The sequence below is a fragment of the Aquibium pacificum genome (genome assembly GCF_040839445.1).
GTDB lineage: Bacteria > Pseudomonadota > Alphaproteobacteria > Rhizobiales > Rhizobiaceae > Aquibium > Aquibium pacificus.
Genome location: NZ_JBDPGJ010000005.1, coordinates 520,264 through 534,460, shown reverse-complemented (window position 1 = coordinate 534,460; position 14,197 = coordinate 520,264). Strand labels below are relative to the sequence as shown.

At 64.8% G+C, this 14,197-nt stretch carries 13 protein-coding genes and 1 pseudogene; 10 read left to right on the top strand and 4 right to left on the bottom strand.

The window, feature by feature from the left end; translation table 11 throughout:
- Positions 1 to 37: 37 nt before the first annotated feature.
- The 4 genes and pseudogenes from ABGN05_RS23035 to rpsI all read left to right on the top strand — a co-directional run.
- Positions 38 to 913, top strand: a pseudogene (locus ABGN05_RS23035) (crotonase/enoyl-CoA hydratase family protein); the annotation flags it as partial.
- A gap of 19 nt (positions 914 to 932) precedes the next feature.
- Complete coding sequence (locus ABGN05_RS23030) at positions 933 to 1,382, top strand: PaaI family thioesterase (protein WP_367956388.1); 450 nt, start codon at positions 933 to 935, stop codon at positions 1,380 to 1,382.
- A gap of 244 nt (positions 1,383 to 1,626) precedes the next feature.
- Positions 1,627 to 2,100, top strand: coding sequence for a 50S ribosomal protein L13 (rplM, locus tag ABGN05_RS23025; RefSeq protein ID WP_367956387.1), 474 nt, complete (start codon positions 1,627 to 1,629; stop codon positions 2,098 to 2,100).
- A complete protein-coding gene (gene rpsI, locus ABGN05_RS23020) occupies positions 2,093 to 2,578 on the top strand; it encodes a 30S ribosomal protein S9 (protein WP_367956386.1) in 486 nt (161 codons plus the stop codon). The genes rplM and rpsI overlap by 8 nt, the downstream gene beginning before the upstream one ends.
- A gap of 74 nt (positions 2,579 to 2,652) precedes the next feature.
- Here the strand turns inward: rpsI and ABGN05_RS23015 are convergent, their stop codons facing one another.
- Complete coding sequence (locus ABGN05_RS23015; protein WP_367956385.1) at positions 2,653 to 3,909, bottom strand: acyltransferase family protein; 1,257 nt, start codon at positions 3,907 to 3,909, stop codon at positions 2,653 to 2,655.
- Positions 3,910 to 4,061: 152 nt separating this feature from the next.
- On the opposite strand from ABGN05_RS23015, the gene speB reads away from it, so the two are divergent.
- The gene (gene speB, locus ABGN05_RS23010) at positions 4,062 to 5,015 is read left to right on the top strand and encodes an agmatinase (RefSeq protein ID WP_367956384.1); all 954 of its coding nucleotides are present in this window, start codon (positions 4,062 to 4,064) and stop codon (positions 5,013 to 5,015) included.
- Positions 5,016 to 5,162: 147 nt separating this feature from the next.
- The gene (gene argC, locus ABGN05_RS23005) at positions 5,163 to 6,101 is read left to right on the top strand and encodes an N-acetyl-gamma-glutamyl-phosphate reductase (RefSeq protein WP_367956383.1); all 939 of its coding nucleotides are present in this window, start codon (positions 5,163 to 5,165) and stop codon (positions 6,099 to 6,101) included.
- Between the two features lie 13 nt (positions 6,102 to 6,114).
- On the opposite strand, the gene ABGN05_RS23000 is transcribed toward argC, so the two are convergent.
- Entirely contained in the window at positions 6,115 to 7,206 is a 1,092-nt protein-coding gene (locus ABGN05_RS23000) for a COX15/CtaA family protein (RefSeq protein WP_367956382.1), read from the bottom strand.
- 159 nt (positions 7,207 to 7,365) lie between these two features.
- On the opposite strand from ABGN05_RS23000, the gene ABGN05_RS22995 reads away from it, so the two are divergent.
- Positions 7,366 to 7,581: a DUF2842 domain-containing protein gene (locus ABGN05_RS22995; protein WP_367956381.1), complete on the top strand. Its 216-nt coding sequence runs from the start codon at positions 7,366 to 7,368 to the stop codon at positions 7,579 to 7,581.
- Positions 7,582 to 7,608: 27 nt separating this feature from the next.
- On the opposite strand, the gene ABGN05_RS22990 is transcribed toward ABGN05_RS22995, so the two are convergent.
- Entirely contained in the window at positions 7,609 to 8,667 is a 1,059-nt protein-coding gene (locus tag ABGN05_RS22990; protein ID WP_367956380.1) for a polysaccharide deacetylase family protein, read from the bottom strand.
- 92 nt (positions 8,668 to 8,759) lie between these two features.
- On the opposite strand from ABGN05_RS22990, the gene ABGN05_RS22985 reads away from it, so the two are divergent.
- Complete coding sequence (locus ABGN05_RS22985) at positions 8,760 to 9,974, top strand: GNAT family N-acetyltransferase (RefSeq protein ID WP_367956379.1); 1,215 nt, start codon at positions 8,760 to 8,762, stop codon at positions 9,972 to 9,974.
- A 34-nt stretch (positions 9,975 to 10,008) separates the two neighbouring features.
- Here the strand turns inward: ABGN05_RS22985 and ABGN05_RS22980 are convergent, their stop codons facing one another.
- Positions 10,009 to 12,159 carry a GumC family protein gene (locus tag ABGN05_RS22980; protein WP_367956378.1) on the bottom strand — a complete coding sequence of 717 codons (2,151 nt, stop codon included), beginning with the start codon at positions 12,157 to 12,159 and terminating at the stop codon, positions 10,009 to 10,011.
- Between the two features lie 245 nt (positions 12,160 to 12,404).
- Here ABGN05_RS22980 and ABGN05_RS22975 point away from each other — a divergent pair, with 245 nt between their 5' ends.
- Positions 12,405 to 12,968, top strand: a complete 564-nt coding sequence (locus ABGN05_RS22975) for a polysaccharide biosynthesis/export family protein (protein WP_367956377.1) — start codon at positions 12,405 to 12,407, stop codon at positions 12,966 to 12,968.
- A gap of 19 nt (positions 12,969 to 12,987) precedes the next feature.
- The gene (locus tag ABGN05_RS22970) at positions 12,988 to 14,118 is read left to right on the top strand and encodes a glycosyltransferase family 4 protein (RefSeq protein ID WP_367956376.1); all 1,131 of its coding nucleotides are present in this window, start codon (positions 12,988 to 12,990) and stop codon (positions 14,116 to 14,118) included.
- Positions 14,119 to 14,197: the final 79 nt, after the last annotated feature.

Genomic DNA, 14,197 nt, shown 5'->3' with positions numbered 1-14,197 from the left:
AGCTGTTTGACGTTTACGCAAACGGAACCGGAACAGGGAGGAGACGGTGCCGAAGGTGCTCTACGAGAAGGACGGCCGGATCGGGCGGATCACGCTCAACCGTCCCGACGTGCTGAACGCGATCGACGACGACCTGCCGCGCGAACTGGCCGGCGCCGTCGAGCAGGCGAACGCCGATGCCGGCGTCCACGTGATCGTGCTTTCCGGCGCGGGGCGCGCGTTCTGCGCCGGATACGACCTCACCTACTACGCCGAGACCGCCGGGGGCGCCGGCAATTCGGTCACCCAGGACATGCCTTGGGACCCGATGAAGGACTACGCCTTCATGATGCGCAACACGGAACTCTTCATGTCGCTCTGGCGCTCCTACCGGCCGGTGATCTGCAAGGTACATGGGTTTGCCGTCGCTGGCGGATCGGACATCGCGCTCTGCTCCGACATGATCGTAATGGCCGACGAGGCGGAGATCGGCTACATGCCGGTGCGTGTCTGGGGGTGCCCCACGACGGCGATGTGGGTCTACCGGCTGGGGCCGGAACGGGCGAAGCGCATGCTCTTCACCGGCGACAAGATCAAGGGAATTGAAGCCGAGCGCATGGGGCTCGTGCTCAAGTCAGTGCCCGCCGCGGAGCTGGACGGCGAGGTCGAGCGTCTGGCAGAGCGCATGGCCGGCGTTCCGGTGAACCAGCTGATGATGCAGAAGCTGGTCGTGAACCAGGCGATCGAGGCCATGGGGCTGAAGCAGACGCAGATGTTCGCGACGATCTTCGACGGCATCACCCGGCATTCCCCCGAAGGGCTGAACTTCAAGCACCGGGCGGAGGAGATGGGCTGGAAGCACGCCGTGCGCGAGCGCGACCTCGGCACGTTCGACTGGACGCAGAACCGTCCGATCAATGCCCCGAAGACCTGACGAGATACCTATGGATGGCATGACGAAGAACACCCCTCCCCTGGTCCCGGTCATGAATACCGAGGAAGTCAACAGGCTGATGGGCGAGGTCTACCCGCAGCTCAATTCCGAGTATGCCGACTATGTCGCGACGGATGTCTTTCCCGGCGGCTGCACGGTCCGGCTCAATGCGAACGAGCGGCACCTGAGGCCCGGCGGCACGGTGTCGGGCCCGTGCCTGTTCACGCTGGCCGACATCGGCGGCTACGTCTGCGTGCTGTCGCATGCCGGGCCCGACGCGCTGTCGGTGACCACCAACCTCAACATCAACTTCGTGCGCAAGGCCGGACCCGGTCCGATCGACGGCCATTGCCGCATCATCAAGCTCGGCAGGAGCCTCATGGTGTTCGATATCGACATCGTCGCGGGGCCGGAACGGCTCACCGTCGCGCATGCGACCGGTACCTATTCGGTGCCGCCGAAGCGCTGAACGGATATTCTCAATGTGGTATCAAATTACCTTATTTGTAAGTGCTTGATTTTGCTTCCGTTTCTACCCGTGCCCTGCGACAATTGCGCTTGACGTGCATGGCGCCCTCGCCTATAAGCCGCCTCGAAGCAGCGGCCCGACGGCCGCCGTTTCATTTTGGCGGGTCGAATGCCCGCCAATGCAAGCAACAAGAAACGCCTTTCGTGCCCTCAAGGAACGGAAGGTCCGACAGGAAAGTAGCCCGATGAAAACCTTTTCGCAGAAGCCTGCGGAGGTGACGAAGAAGTGGGTGCTGATCGACGCCGAAGGCCTGGTCCTCGGACGTCTTGCAACCATCGTCGCCAACCGCCTGCGCGGCAAGCACAAGCCGACCTTCACCCCCCATGTCGACGACGGCGACAACGTCGTCATCATCAACGCCGACAAGGTGGTGCTGACCGGCAAGAAGTACAACGACAAGATCTACTACTGGCACACCGGCCATCCGGGCGGCGTGAAGGAACGCACCGCCCGCGACCTGCTTGAGGGTCGTTTCCCCGAGCGCGTGCTGGAAAAGGCCGTCGAGCGCATGATCCCGCGCGGTCCGCTCGGCCGTCGCCAGATGAAGAACCTCCGCGTCTATGCAGGCGCGGCCCACCCTCACGAGGCCCAGCAGCCCGAAGCGCTGGACGTGGCCTCGATGAGCAAGAAGAACGTAAGGGTACAGGCCTATGGCTGATCTCAACTCGCTCGCCGATCTCGGCACCGCAACCGGCGTGACCGCCGAACAGCCGGCCGCGGCTCCCGTCTACGTGCAGAAGCTTGACGCGCAAGGCCGCGCCTATGCGACCGGCAAGCGCAAGGACGCCATCGCCCGGGTCTGGGTTCGCCCCGGCACCGGCCGCATCATCGTCAACGAAAAGGACTTCAACGCCTATTTCGCGCGTCCGGTGCTGCAGATGATCCTGAAGCAGCCGATCGTGGCGGCCAACCGCGAAGGCCAGTACGACGTCGTCGCGACCGTCGTCGGCGGCGGTCTGTCGGGACAGGCCGGCGCGGTGCGCCACGGCATCTCAAAGGCGCTGACCTACTACGAACCGACCCTGCGCGGCGTTCTCAAGAAGGGCGGCTTCCTGACCCGCGACTCGCGTACGGTCGAGCGCAAGAAGTACGGCAAGGCCAAGGCCCGTCGTTCGTTCCAGTTCTCCAAGCGCTGAGTCGGGCGGGGAAACCCGCCTCTCCTCCCGAACCCGATCAAGGCCGCCGCGCGCGGCCTTTTTCATGCCTGCCTTCAGGCGGTGCGGATGACAGCAACCGGGCGGGGACGCTCGTCGCCCCGGTTCGCCAGCCGTTGCGCGAGCCTGCGGAATGCCTGTTGGCCCGGACGCTCGATCACCCGGTAGGTGACGTAGCTGATCGCGACGATCATGCCCAGCACGCCGACGATGGCGAGGTCGCCCGCGTACCTGTTGCCGAAATCGAGCACGAGGCCATGCGCGGCGTTGCCGTCCATCGGCCGCAGGATTGCGGTTCCGAGCACCTTGTCGGCAAGCCGTCCGACGTTGAGGCAGCGCAGGAGGATGAACATGTGGATCATGTAGATCGAATAGGAGAGCATGCCCGCCATCAGGAAAGGCTTCCAGCGCAGCAGCCGGCTGACATGGCCGCCTTCGTGCGCGAAGACGTTGATGGCAAAGGCGAAGACCAGCGGAGCGGCGAACGCGGCCGCGTTCTGGTGGCTCGCCCTGACGAACTCCACGAGGCAGCCGACCGCCGCGACCTCGGCGATGGTCCAGGCGAGTTTTGCCGGGTACGACGGCTCCCGCCGCAGTTTCTCCCTGGTGCGCGCCACGCCGGCGATGACGGCCCGGTGCAGAAGAACGCCTAGGCAGAAGCCGTAGAGCGCCCGCACTGCGCCGAAGTCGAAGGTCGATTCCATACCCTTGGGGGCGGCGAGCAGCAGGACCGCAAGAGAAGCGACCGCCCCGATCGCCGCCGCGATCCAGAGCCTGCGTCCGAACAGCACGGCGGCGACCCCGAAGAGCAGGTAGGAGAGCAGTTCCCCCGAAATGCTCCACGCGGGCGTGTTCCAGGTGAGCCCGTCCTCGAAGCCCCACGCCTGTACCAGAAGGACATTGGCTACGATGGAGGAAATATCGTTGCTGCCGGAAAAGGCGGGATCGCTCGCGCTGCCAAGCGAAGGGACGAGCGCCTTGGCCGTCTCGAAAAGCAGATAGAGGAGCAGCATCACCGCGTGCAGCGGGTAGACGCGACCGAGGCGCTGCACCACGAAGCCAACGAACTGCTGCCGCGAGTTCACGCGGCCGGCATAGGCGTGGGCGATCACGAAGCCGGACAGAACGAAGAAAAAGTCCACGAAGGTCTCGCCTGCGCGGACGAGAGGAAGATCATGGATGTTGCTGACGATCTGAACGTGAAACAGCACGACCATGACGGCCGCGATGCCGCGCCAACTGTCGAGCACCTGGAAGCGCTCCGGGATGGCCGGGCTCATGTCCGGGACGGAAAAGGTCGATCTGGTCTTCACTTGCGCTTGCCTCCGCTTGCGCCTTCCCTGTCCCGAAGGAAGACACCCTGTTGCCGCGTGACCCGTCCCTGCCCCACCGCTGCAATATCCGTGCCGGTCGCTTGAGCGGCTTTCCGTCATGGATTACCAACGGGAGCGAACAGGAACCAATCATGCCGGCTTCGACAATCGACCACGCCTTTACCGCCCGCTCCATGACCGGTAGCGCCGGCGACCCGACCTACGCCGGCGCGCTGTCCTTCATGCGGCGTCGCTACACCAAGAACGTGAAGGGCGCGGACGCCATCGTCTGGGGCATCCCTTTCGACGCCGCCGTCACCAATCGGCCCGGCGCCCGCTTCGGCCCGCAAGCGATCCGACGCGCGGCGGCGATCTTCGACAACGACCCACAGTATCCCTTCCACCGAGACCTGTTTGCCGATCTCGTTGTGGTCGATTATGGCGACTGCCTGCTCGACACCGGCAATCACCAGAAGACGCCGGGCAAGATCGAGCGCGACGCGGCGAAGCTCCTGAAATCCGGCGCGTTCCTCGTCTCACTCGGCGGCGACCACTTCGTCACATGGCCCCTGCTGAAAGCCCATGCGGCCAGGCACGGCAAGCTGGCGCTCGTACAGTTCGACGCGCATCAGGACACCTGGTTCGACGACGGCAAACGCATCGACCACGGCTCGTTCGTGGCGCGGGCCGTGCGCGACGGCGTCATCGATCCCGAGCGCTCGATCCAGGTCGGCATCCGCACGCATGCGCCGGACGATTTCGGCATCAGGATCCTCCACGGCTACGCCGTCGAGGAAATGAAGGCGGCGGACATTGCGAAGGCCATTGTGGCGCGGACCGGCGGGGCGAAAACCTATGTCACTTTCGACATCGACTGCCTCGACCCGGCCTTCGCGCCCGGCACCGGGACGCCCGTCGCGGGCGGCCCCTCCTCGGCCAAGATCCTGTCAGTGCTGCGCCAGCTCGGCGATCTCGACATGGTGGGGGCCGATATAGTAGAAGTCGCCCCGGCCTACGATCACGCGGACATCACCGCGATCGCGGGCGCCACGGTCGCCCAGCACTATCTGGGCCTACTCGCGGAGAAGAAGGCGCGCCTGCGATGATGCGACGACGAACAGGACCGGCCGGCCCGGACAGGCTCGCTCTCTGAGTCAGCGTCTTCGCGCACTGATTCACCGCCTTCCGGGACAGATTCCAGCCATGGCATGAAGCCATTGACATTCTTTCCTTTTCAGGCGGACGAAATAGTCATGAAACCGAAAATCTTTATCGACGGCGAGCACGGCACCACGGGGCTACAGATCCGGACCCGGCTCGCCGGTCGCACCGATCTCGACATCATGTCCATTCCCGAGGCGGAACGGCGCAACCGCGCCCTTCGGGAAGACATGCTGAAAGAAGCGGATGTGGCGATCCTTTGCCTCCCCGACGACGCTTCGCGCGAGGCGGTCGGCATCCTGGAAGGCGTGAACTCGACCCGCATCATCGATACCTCCACCGCCCACCGGACGCATCCCGACTGGGCCTACGGCTTCGCCGAGATGACCAGTGGGCTGCGCGACCGGATCGCCCAGGCCCGGCTCGTCGCCAATCCGGGGTGCTACCCGACCGGCGCCATCGGGCTCATCCGGCCACTGGTGGAAGCCGGCATCCTGCCTGCCGACTACCCAGTCACCGTCAACGCGATCTCCGGCTATTCCGGCGGGGGCAAGCAGATGATCGCCCAGATGGAGGACGAGGCGAACCCCGACCACATCGCCGCGCCGCATTTCCTCTACGGGCTTACCCTGTCGCACAAGCACGTTCCGGAGATGCAGCAGCACGGATTGCTCGAGCGGCGGCCGATCTTCTCACCGAGCGTCGGGCGCTTCGCGCAGGGCATGATCGTGCAGGTGCCGCTGCATCTGGCCGACCTGAACGGCGGTCCGTCGCTGGCGGATATTCACGGCGCGCTCGCCTCGCATTATGCCCGGCAGACCGTGGTCGAGGTCGTCCCGCCGGAGGAAACCGCGAAACTTGCGCGCGTCGATCCGACCGCGCTGAACGGCACGGACCGGATGAAGCTCTATGTCTTCGGAACCGAAGGCAAGGGGCAGGCAAACCTCGTCGCGGTGCTCGACAATCTCGGCAAGGGTGCCTCGGGAGCGGCGGTCCAGAACATGGACCTGATGCTGGGGATGGCGGCTTAGCCGCCGCCTTCCATCAGTTGCGAACCACTATCGCGGTCTCATCCGGATAGCTCCCCTTCGTCGCCCGCCAGTGGGCGGCGGCGAAACCCAGCACGATCAGCGCGAAAGCCTGGTGCAGCAGTGCCCAGCCGATATCGACGACCGTCAGAAGCGTGGTGACGCCGATCGCCGCCTGAAGAAGCACGAGGTGAAACAGCACGACGGCACGGCGCGCGTGGGTGCTGGCGCGATCTGCCGACCGCGCCGCGAAGACGTGCCAGAGCGCGGCAAAGAAGAGGATATAGCCCCCCAGGCGATGGACGAACTGCACGGTCTTGGCGTTCTCGAAGAAGTTGAGAAACCACGGCTGCTGGACCAGGAGGTCGCCGGGAATGATGCTGCCGTCCATCAGCGGCCAGGTGTTGTAGGCAAAGCCCGCGTTGAGGCCGGCGACGAGGCCGCCGAGATAGATCTGGATCAGGACCAGGAAGACCAGGATACCGGCGAAGCGCCGTGTCTCCGGGGCGGATCGCCGGGCCGAGTGCGGAGCCAGTCCGCGCGCGACCGCCATGGTCGCGGCGAAGATGATGCAGGCGATGGTAAGGTGGGTGGCGAGCCGGTACTGGCTGACGTCGGTGCGTTCGACGAGGCCCGAGGCCACCATCCACCAGCCGACCGCGCCCTGGAAGGCACCGAGAAACAGGATGCCGACGAGCTTCGGCTTGAGGCTCCGTTCCAGCCTGCCCGTGACCCAGAAAAAGGCGAGAGGCAGTGCGAAGACGAAGCCGACCCCGCGCGCCAGCAGCCGGTGCGTCCACTCCCACCAGAAGATGGTCTTGAACGCGTCGAGGCTCATGCCCTTGTTGATCTGCTGGTATTCGGGGATCTGCCGGTATTTTTCGAACTCCTCCTGCCACTCCGCGTCCGAGAGCGGCGGAATGACGCCGTGGATCGGCTTCCATTCCGTGATCGACAGGCCGGACTCGGTGAGTCGCGTCGCGCCGCCGACGAACACCAGCGCAAACAGCATGACGAGAACGACGTAGAGCCAGCCGCGGACGAGAACGCGGTTGTGCGCCTGCCGCTCCAATCGGTCGTGAAGCACCGGTTCTGCAATGGCTGTCATGGGATCGGTCCAGATGCACGGGAATGGAATGCTCGTGAACGATCACTGTGGCGCTGGCAAGGTTGGTTCGCGCGGCAAGCGGTCGCGCCGCGGGATCGGTCCCGGTCGCGGGATTGCGCTTGGCGGCCCGCTCGCTAAAAGCGAGCGAAAGGAACCGAGATGCCCGTCCGCCTGAAAAAACTCGTCGGCATGATCCTGCTGGTTGCCCTGGTTGTCATCTACGCCCTGGTGGCGACGGCGATCGCAACCGCCCGCCTGGGCGAATCCAGCTGGATCGTCCACCTCGCCTATTTCTTCTTCACCGGCCTCTTGTGGGTGCTGCCGGCGATGTGGATCATCAAGTGGATGGCGACCGCGCCCAAGCCTCGCGACTGAACCGCTCGGTACTGCTTGTCTGCAAGATCACACGGTGACGACGCGTCTCCCGCGATTGGCTATGGGCGTCGTGATCCCCGACAGCATCGTACCGACATGCTGCACGCGCTGATACCGCCCGTTGATGGAAATGCGCGGCAACGAGTGGAGGTGCGCGGCGTGCTCGGCTTGCAGCAGCCCGTGGCGCGTCGTGACGGCCGACGCATACCCCGCTTCCCGGGCGAGCTTGACCTCGCGGGGGCCGACAGCGGCATCGTATCCGTAGGGATAGGCCATGTGGCGCGGCTTCCGGCCGAGTTCCATCTCGAGGATCCCTGCCGCATCCGCGATCTCGCGGCGCGCCTTCTCCTCCGGCAGTCTTCTCAGATTGTAGTGATGGACCGTATGGGCGCCGATGGTGACCAGCGGATGCGCCACCATCCCGCGCAGCTCGTTCCAGTCGAGCAGGGCGTTCCTGCCGAGTTCCTTGGGGTCGAGCCCAGAGGACCACGCCAGTTCGCGAACCACGTCGAGTTGGTCTTCCTCGGCGACCTTCTCGGTGAGGTAGTTGTGGATCTCGGTATTCGCGCGGAACTTTTCCGCCGTGGTGGCGCAGTCGAAAACCATCCTGCCCTCGGGTGTCTTCAGATAGACCGTCGGGCGGCGGCTGACGACTTCCTCCAGGAGCTCCCACCAGAGGAAGACGTTCCCTTCGGTCAGACCCGGAGCGACGTAGATCGTGATCGGTGCATCGTGCGCTTCCAATACAGGCAGGGCTTCAAACAGGTTGTCGCGATAGGCGTCGTCGGCGGTGATGGTCACGAACCTGCCCCCGCGCCTGCCGCAGGCAAGGCGCTCCACGGTTTCGTCCATAGAGACGAATTCGAAGCCGAGACGCTTCACCTCGGTCAGCAATTCGTCGAGGAAACCCGGCGTGACCGTCAGGTGCCGGTTCGCGCCGATGGTGGTGAGCGGCGCGACGTTGACACGGTGAAGCATCAGGATGGCGCCGACCCCCGAATAATAGCGGCTGGCGAGCGGGGCCAGGAGCGAAAAGCGGATTGCGTTGAGGATCAGCTTCCTCAGCAATTCCCCCCTGTCGATCATTCTTTCACCATTTGCGGATAGGCTCCGCATCCTGAAGCAGGCGCGAGGTAGCGCCGTGTCAAACAGATTTATTAGGCCCGAAGGATAAAGGTATGGTTGACGCGGACGCTTCCACCGACCTGCATTTCCGGTCCGACGGGCTGCCGCTCGAGGGCGCCGGCTCGAAAGCGCCTGCCACGTCCGCGGCGCGCTGTCTCACCGGTTCGGCTGCTCTCTCCGCCTATTCAGAATTCTGTGCCAAGGCGCTTTTCGCACCGCCCCAGGCCCCGCGTTGGGTGGAAGCCTGGGCGCGGAACTGCAATGAGGACGTCGTCGTCGTTTCATGGGAAGGCGACGCCGGCAGCATTGCGATCCCGCTCGAAATCGTACGCGAAGGCGTATTCCGGATCGCGCGCTTTCCCGGTGGCAGCCACGCCAATGGAAACTTTCCGGCCCGTCGCGGGGAAAGCGGGTTCGAGCTCGACCCCGGTTTCCGCGCGTCGATGGCAGCGGCGTTGCGGGATGTGCGTCCGGACATCGATCTGGTGCTTCTCGAACGGCAGGTCGCAGCGTTCGAGGGAGTTGCGAACCCCCTCGCCACGCTCGCTTCATGGCAGAGCCCCAATCCCGCACTCGCGGTCGATCTCGCTGGCGGATTCGACGCGGTGCTGGAGCGGGCGAGCGCCAAACGCAAGCGCAAGAAGCATCGCTCGCAGATCAGGAAGTTCGAAGCCGCCGGTGGATTCAAACGCATCCGCGCGACCGATCGTGCCGAAACCGATGCTCTGCTGGAGGCCTTCTATGCAATGAAGGCGACGAGGTTCGCGACAAATGGCATTCAGGACGTCTTCGCCGACCGTACCGTCCGGGACTTCTTCCGCGATCTGTTCGGATCCGCCTGTGAAGCGGATGCGAAGCCGGATTTCTTCCTGCACGGGCTCGAGATCGGTGGAAAGCTGCGCGCGGTAACCGGCTGCAGCCTCACGCCGTCCTCGGTGATCTGCGAGTTCGGATCCATCGCGGAGGACGAACTCGCGTCAACCAGTCCCGGTGAGTTCCTGTTCTTCGAGAACATCCGCGAAGCCTGCAACGACGGCATAGCCTTCTATGATTTCAGCGTCGGCGACGAGACGTACAAGCGGCTCTGGTGCGACATCGAGACGAGGCATTTCGACGTCGCCATTCCGCTCGGCGCCAAGGGCCGTCTGGCGATCGGCCTCCGACAGGCGACCAATTCGGCCAAACGTCTGATCAAGTCCAACGAGGTCGCCTGGAAGCTGGTGAAGCGGCTGCGCCGCGCGACGGCCGGCAAGGACAAGGGCATGTAGCGCCCTTCCCTTCATCAAACCGCGACCGGACGCCTCAGGCGGCGTTCCGCTCGTCGGGAACCGGTGCATGCGGCGGCTCGTAGCCGATCGGCGTCACCAGGAAAGCCTTCTCGAACCCGACCGACTTCAGTTCGTCTTCGGTGGCCGAGACCGCCGCGTCGTCTTCCTCGATCACGCTGATCACGACCTCGCTCGCGCCCGAAGCCAGCCGCTTGATGCTCGCTCCATCCGCCGGGCCGCATTCGACGATCACCATGTCGTATGCCGTCGTCAGCGAATCCATGATGATGGGGAGCCGGTCCACAGCGCGCATCGCTCGTGCCGGATCGGAGTTGCCGACCGGGATGACGTGGCAGTCGGAGTAGAGGTCCGGATGGATGACATCGGTGAACTGGGCCTTCGAGCAAAGCAGATCGGTGATGCCGGGAAGTTTCGCGCCGTCGAGCATCGGACCCGACACCGCGCCGGTCGAGGTGAGGTCGAGAAGCAGCGTCCGCAGTCCGGCATCCGCGACCTCCCGCGCCACCATGACGGCGGCAGCGGCACCCTCGTCGCCTTCCGGCGAGACGAAGACGGCGCGGGAGGCGCCGCGCGCGATGAGCCGTTCCGCCGCATCCTCGATCGATACCTGTCCCTTGGTGAAGACGGGCGCCGCAACGGCCCGCTGTTCCGGTTCGCGAGGAGGGGCGACGGCGGCAGTCGCGACCGGAGCCAGATCGGCGTCCTCGTCCGCTTCAGGGTGGGCCGGCATGACGACCTGCCGGACGGGCTCCGCCGTAGTGCGGTACGACGGCCGCATGGCGCGCCCGCTGAACAGTTCCCGCATCAGCGTGAAGACCACCATGATCAGGAGCGATGCGGCGAGCGCGGCGCCCGTGATGGGGACCACCTTCGGGAAATAGGGCTCGGAAGGAACCGACGCCCGCGAAAAGATTCGCGCGTCGGCGGGCAGGTAGTCTCGATCCTTGCGCGACACCGCCTCGCGGTAGCGCGACAGATAGGATTCCAACAGGTCGCGCTGGGAGGCCGCTTCGCGTTCCAGGGCGCGAAGTTCCACCTCCTGCTCGCCGACACGCGCCGATTCGGCCTTCAGGCGGTTCACTTCCGCGATGAGCTCGGTCTCCCGCAACCTCGCCGCATCCGCTTCGGTTTCCAGCCCTTCGAGCACCTTGTTGGCCTCGCTGCGTATCTGTGAATCGAGATCGGCAAGCTGAGAACGAAGCGCACGGATGCGGGGATGATTGTCGAGGAGAGTTGCCGAAAGATCGGCGATCGTTGCCCTGAGCTGCACCTGGCTTTCCCGCAGCCTCTGGATCAGCGGCGAGGACAGGACTTCCGGCAGGGATTCGATCGAGGTACCGGCGGCGAGCGCATTGCGCACCGCCGAAGCCGTGGCTTCGCTCGAGGCGCGGTTTGCCTTGACCCGGGACAGTTCGCTCGAGAGCTCCGACAGTTGCTGGGTGGCGAGCACCGAATTGTTCGACCCCATCAGAAGGTCCGACCCGCCGCGGAAATCGGCGACCCTCCCCTCAGCTTCCTTCACCTTGTCGCGCAGATCGGCGATTTCGGGTTCCAGCCACTCCGTCGCATCCGTATCCGACTGGGCCTTGGCCTTGCGCTGCAGGGCGAGATAGGCATCCGCGATGGCATTCGGCACCTTTGCCGCGAGTTCCGGGTCCACGGACGAGAACTGGACGACGATGACGCGCGATCCCTCGACCCTGTAGACGGTCAGCTTCTCGCGGAAATTCTTGAGCACCCTTTCCTCAGGCGGCAGTTCGACGGGATCGTTGCGCAGCCCGGCGATGATCAGCAGCCTGCCAAGCATGGAGACTTCGCCGGACGCCTCGAACTCCTCGAGCCTCGCCAGCCCCAGATCGCCCGCGACCTGTTTCAGCAAGTCGGACGACGAAATCACCTCGACCTGGCTGGTGACGCCCTGGTCGTCGAGCACCGGCGAATTGCTTCCATTGGCGTCGGGACGCGTGAAGACCGATTCACGCTCTTCGATCAGAAGCCGCGTCTCCGCCTTGTAGTGCTTCTGCGCGGTCGAAGCGAGGATGAACGCGAGGGCGGTGACCGCGAGAACGACGAGGACGATCCGCAACCAGTCGCGCGCAAGGCTGGCGGTCAAGGCGCCGATGTCTATGTCCACGTCGCTTCCGGGGGCGTGCGGGCCGGCCATGGCAAGTCACTCCACTCTTTATCGGAGCGACCGTAAACAACTATGGTAACCGCGCGGTTAAGAAACGTGCAACGCAAAATTAACGATCGTTTACAGAATCTTACCGGTAACCATCCAAGCACGACGGTTGTGTTTGGGCGAGGCTCGCCTTTACCGCCCATTAACCCTAACAGGCGGATAACGGACGCGCAGTCCACGCAACCGGGCCCCTCGCCCGGCCGCAGTTGAAGGGTGTGTGTCCGCCAATGAAGCGCCAGTTCGCACTTTCCATAGCCGCGATCGCTACGTTCGCCGTAGCCGGCTGCGCCGGCTATCGGCCGGTTCCGCCAGCCTTCCATGCCGCGATCTCCAAACCCTATGTGCTCGACGCCGGCGACCGCGTGCGGATCACGGTCTTCGAACAGGACGGACTCACGAACGTCTACAACGTCGACCAGGCAGGCTACGTCTCTTTCCCGCTGGTCGGCGCGATCGCCGCGCGCGGCCATACGGCATCGGAAATCGAGCAGCAGATCGCGCAGAAGCTCCAGAACGGCTATCTCCGCGACCCAGACGTCTCGGTCGAGATCGACCGCTACCGCCCGATCTTCGTGATGGGCGAAGTGGGTGCAGCCGGACAGTATTCCTATGTGCCTGGAATGACCGTGCACAAGGCCATCGCGGCCGCCGGCGGCTACTCGCCCCGCGCCAACCAGGCGAACGTCGACATCACGCGTGACATCAACGGCAAGGTGTTGACCGGCCGCGTCCTGACTTCGGATCCGATCCTGCCGGGAGACACGGTCTATGTCCGCGAGCGACTGTTCTGAGCAGCGGTAGACGGTCTCCGTGCCCGAGAGCCTGCGAATCGTCCACTGCTTCCGGTCGCCGGTCGGCGGGATTTTCCGTCACGTCCGAGACCTGGCGGGCGCACAAGTGGCGGCGGGGCACCAGGTGGGAATCGTCTGCGATTCCACCACGGGTGGAGAATACGAGGCCCGCATGCTCCGCGAGCTCGAGACGAAGCTTCCGCTTGGCGTCCACCGGACGCCCATGCAACGCCACATCGGGCTCGGCGACCTATCGTCGGCCTGGAAGACATACGACATCATCAAGGAATTGCGGCCGGACGTGCTGCACGGACACGGCGCCAAGGGCGGCGTCTATTCGCGCATGTTCGGCACACTCTTGCGGGTATCCAGGTATCGCGTAGCCCGCCTCTATTCGCCCCACGGGGGCAGCCTGCACTACGACGAGAAAAGCGTCACGGGGCGCTTCTTCTTCGCGCTGGAGCGCATCATGGAGCGTCTCTCGGAGCACATCCTGTTCGTATCGAGACAGGAGCGTGACACCTTCGTGCGCAAGGTCGGCCCGCCGCGCGCGCCGAACACCGTGGTCTACAACGGCGTGACGGGCCGCGAGTTCGAACCGGTCGCCGCGTCCGCCGATGCGGCGGATTTCCTCTACATCGGCATGATGCGGGACTTGAAGGGACCGGATCTCTTCATCGAGGCCCTGCAGCTCGCCGAAAGAGCCACCGGCCGCCGGCTCAGCGCCTTCATGGTCGGCGCGGGAGAAGACCGGGACAAGTACGTCGCCCAGGTGGCCGAGCGCGGACTTGCCGACCGGGTGCATTTCCGCGACCCGATGCCGGCGCGGGAAGCCTTCGCCTTGGCAAGGATCGTCGTCGTTCCGTCGCGCGCGGAGGCGATGCCTTACATCGTCTTGGAAGCGCTCGCCGCTGGCAAGCTCATGGTCGCCACCTCGGTTGGCGGCATCCCGGAGATATTCGAGAACGCCCCGGCGGCGCTGGTCGAACCCAGCGCGCAAGCCATCGCCGCGGGAATGGCGCGGGCGATCGACGATGAAGCCGCTTACGCCGCTGTCATGCCGTCGGGAGAGGAAGTCCGCGCCCGATTCGGCGCCGACGCCATGGCGAGCCGGATCGAAGGGATCTACCGGGAAGCGCGCAGGAACTGAGTTCCGCCGAGAAACCCTCCGCCAGGCCCTCCCAGCGTCAATCGCTTGAATCGAACGTTCCCGGTCAAGGGAGTGTTAG

Bases quoted from the DNA above. Each gene is read 5' to 3' on its own strand.
- ABGN05_RS23030 (WP_367956388.1), top strand. From the start codon at position 933: ATGACGAAGAACACCCCTCCCCTGGTCCCGGTCATGAATACCGAGGAA.
- rplM (WP_367956387.1), top strand. From the start codon at position 1,627: ATGAAAACCTTTTCGCAGAAGCCTGCGGAGGTGACGAAGAAGTGGGTG.
- rpsI (WP_367956386.1), top strand. From the start codon at position 2,093: ATGGCTGATCTCAACTCGCTCGCCGATCTCGGCACCGCAACCGGCGTG.
- speB (WP_367956384.1), top strand. From the start codon at position 4,062: ATGCCGGCTTCGACAATCGACCACGCCTTTACCGCCCGCTCCATGACC.
- argC (WP_367956383.1), top strand. From the start codon at position 5,163: ATGAAACCGAAAATCTTTATCGACGGCGAGCACGGCACCACGGGGCTA.
- ABGN05_RS23000 (WP_367956382.1), bottom strand. From the start codon at position 7,206: ATGACAGCCATTGCAGAACCGGTGCTTCACGACCGATTGGAGCGGCAG.
- ABGN05_RS22995 (WP_367956381.1), top strand. From the start codon at position 7,366: ATGCCCGTCCGCCTGAAAAAACTCGTCGGCATGATCCTGCTGGTTGCC.
- ABGN05_RS22990 (WP_367956380.1), bottom strand. From the start codon at position 8,667: ATGATCGACAGGGGGGAATTGCTGAGGAAGCTGATCCTCAACGCAATC.
- ABGN05_RS22985 (WP_367956379.1), top strand. From the start codon at position 8,760: ATGGTTGACGCGGACGCTTCCACCGACCTGCATTTCCGGTCCGACGGG.
- ABGN05_RS22980 (WP_367956378.1), bottom strand. From the start codon at position 12,159: ATGGCCGGCCCGCACGCCCCCGGAAGCGACGTGGACATAGACATCGGC.
- ABGN05_RS22975 (WP_367956377.1), top strand. From the start codon at position 12,405: ATGAAGCGCCAGTTCGCACTTTCCATAGCCGCGATCGCTACGTTCGCC.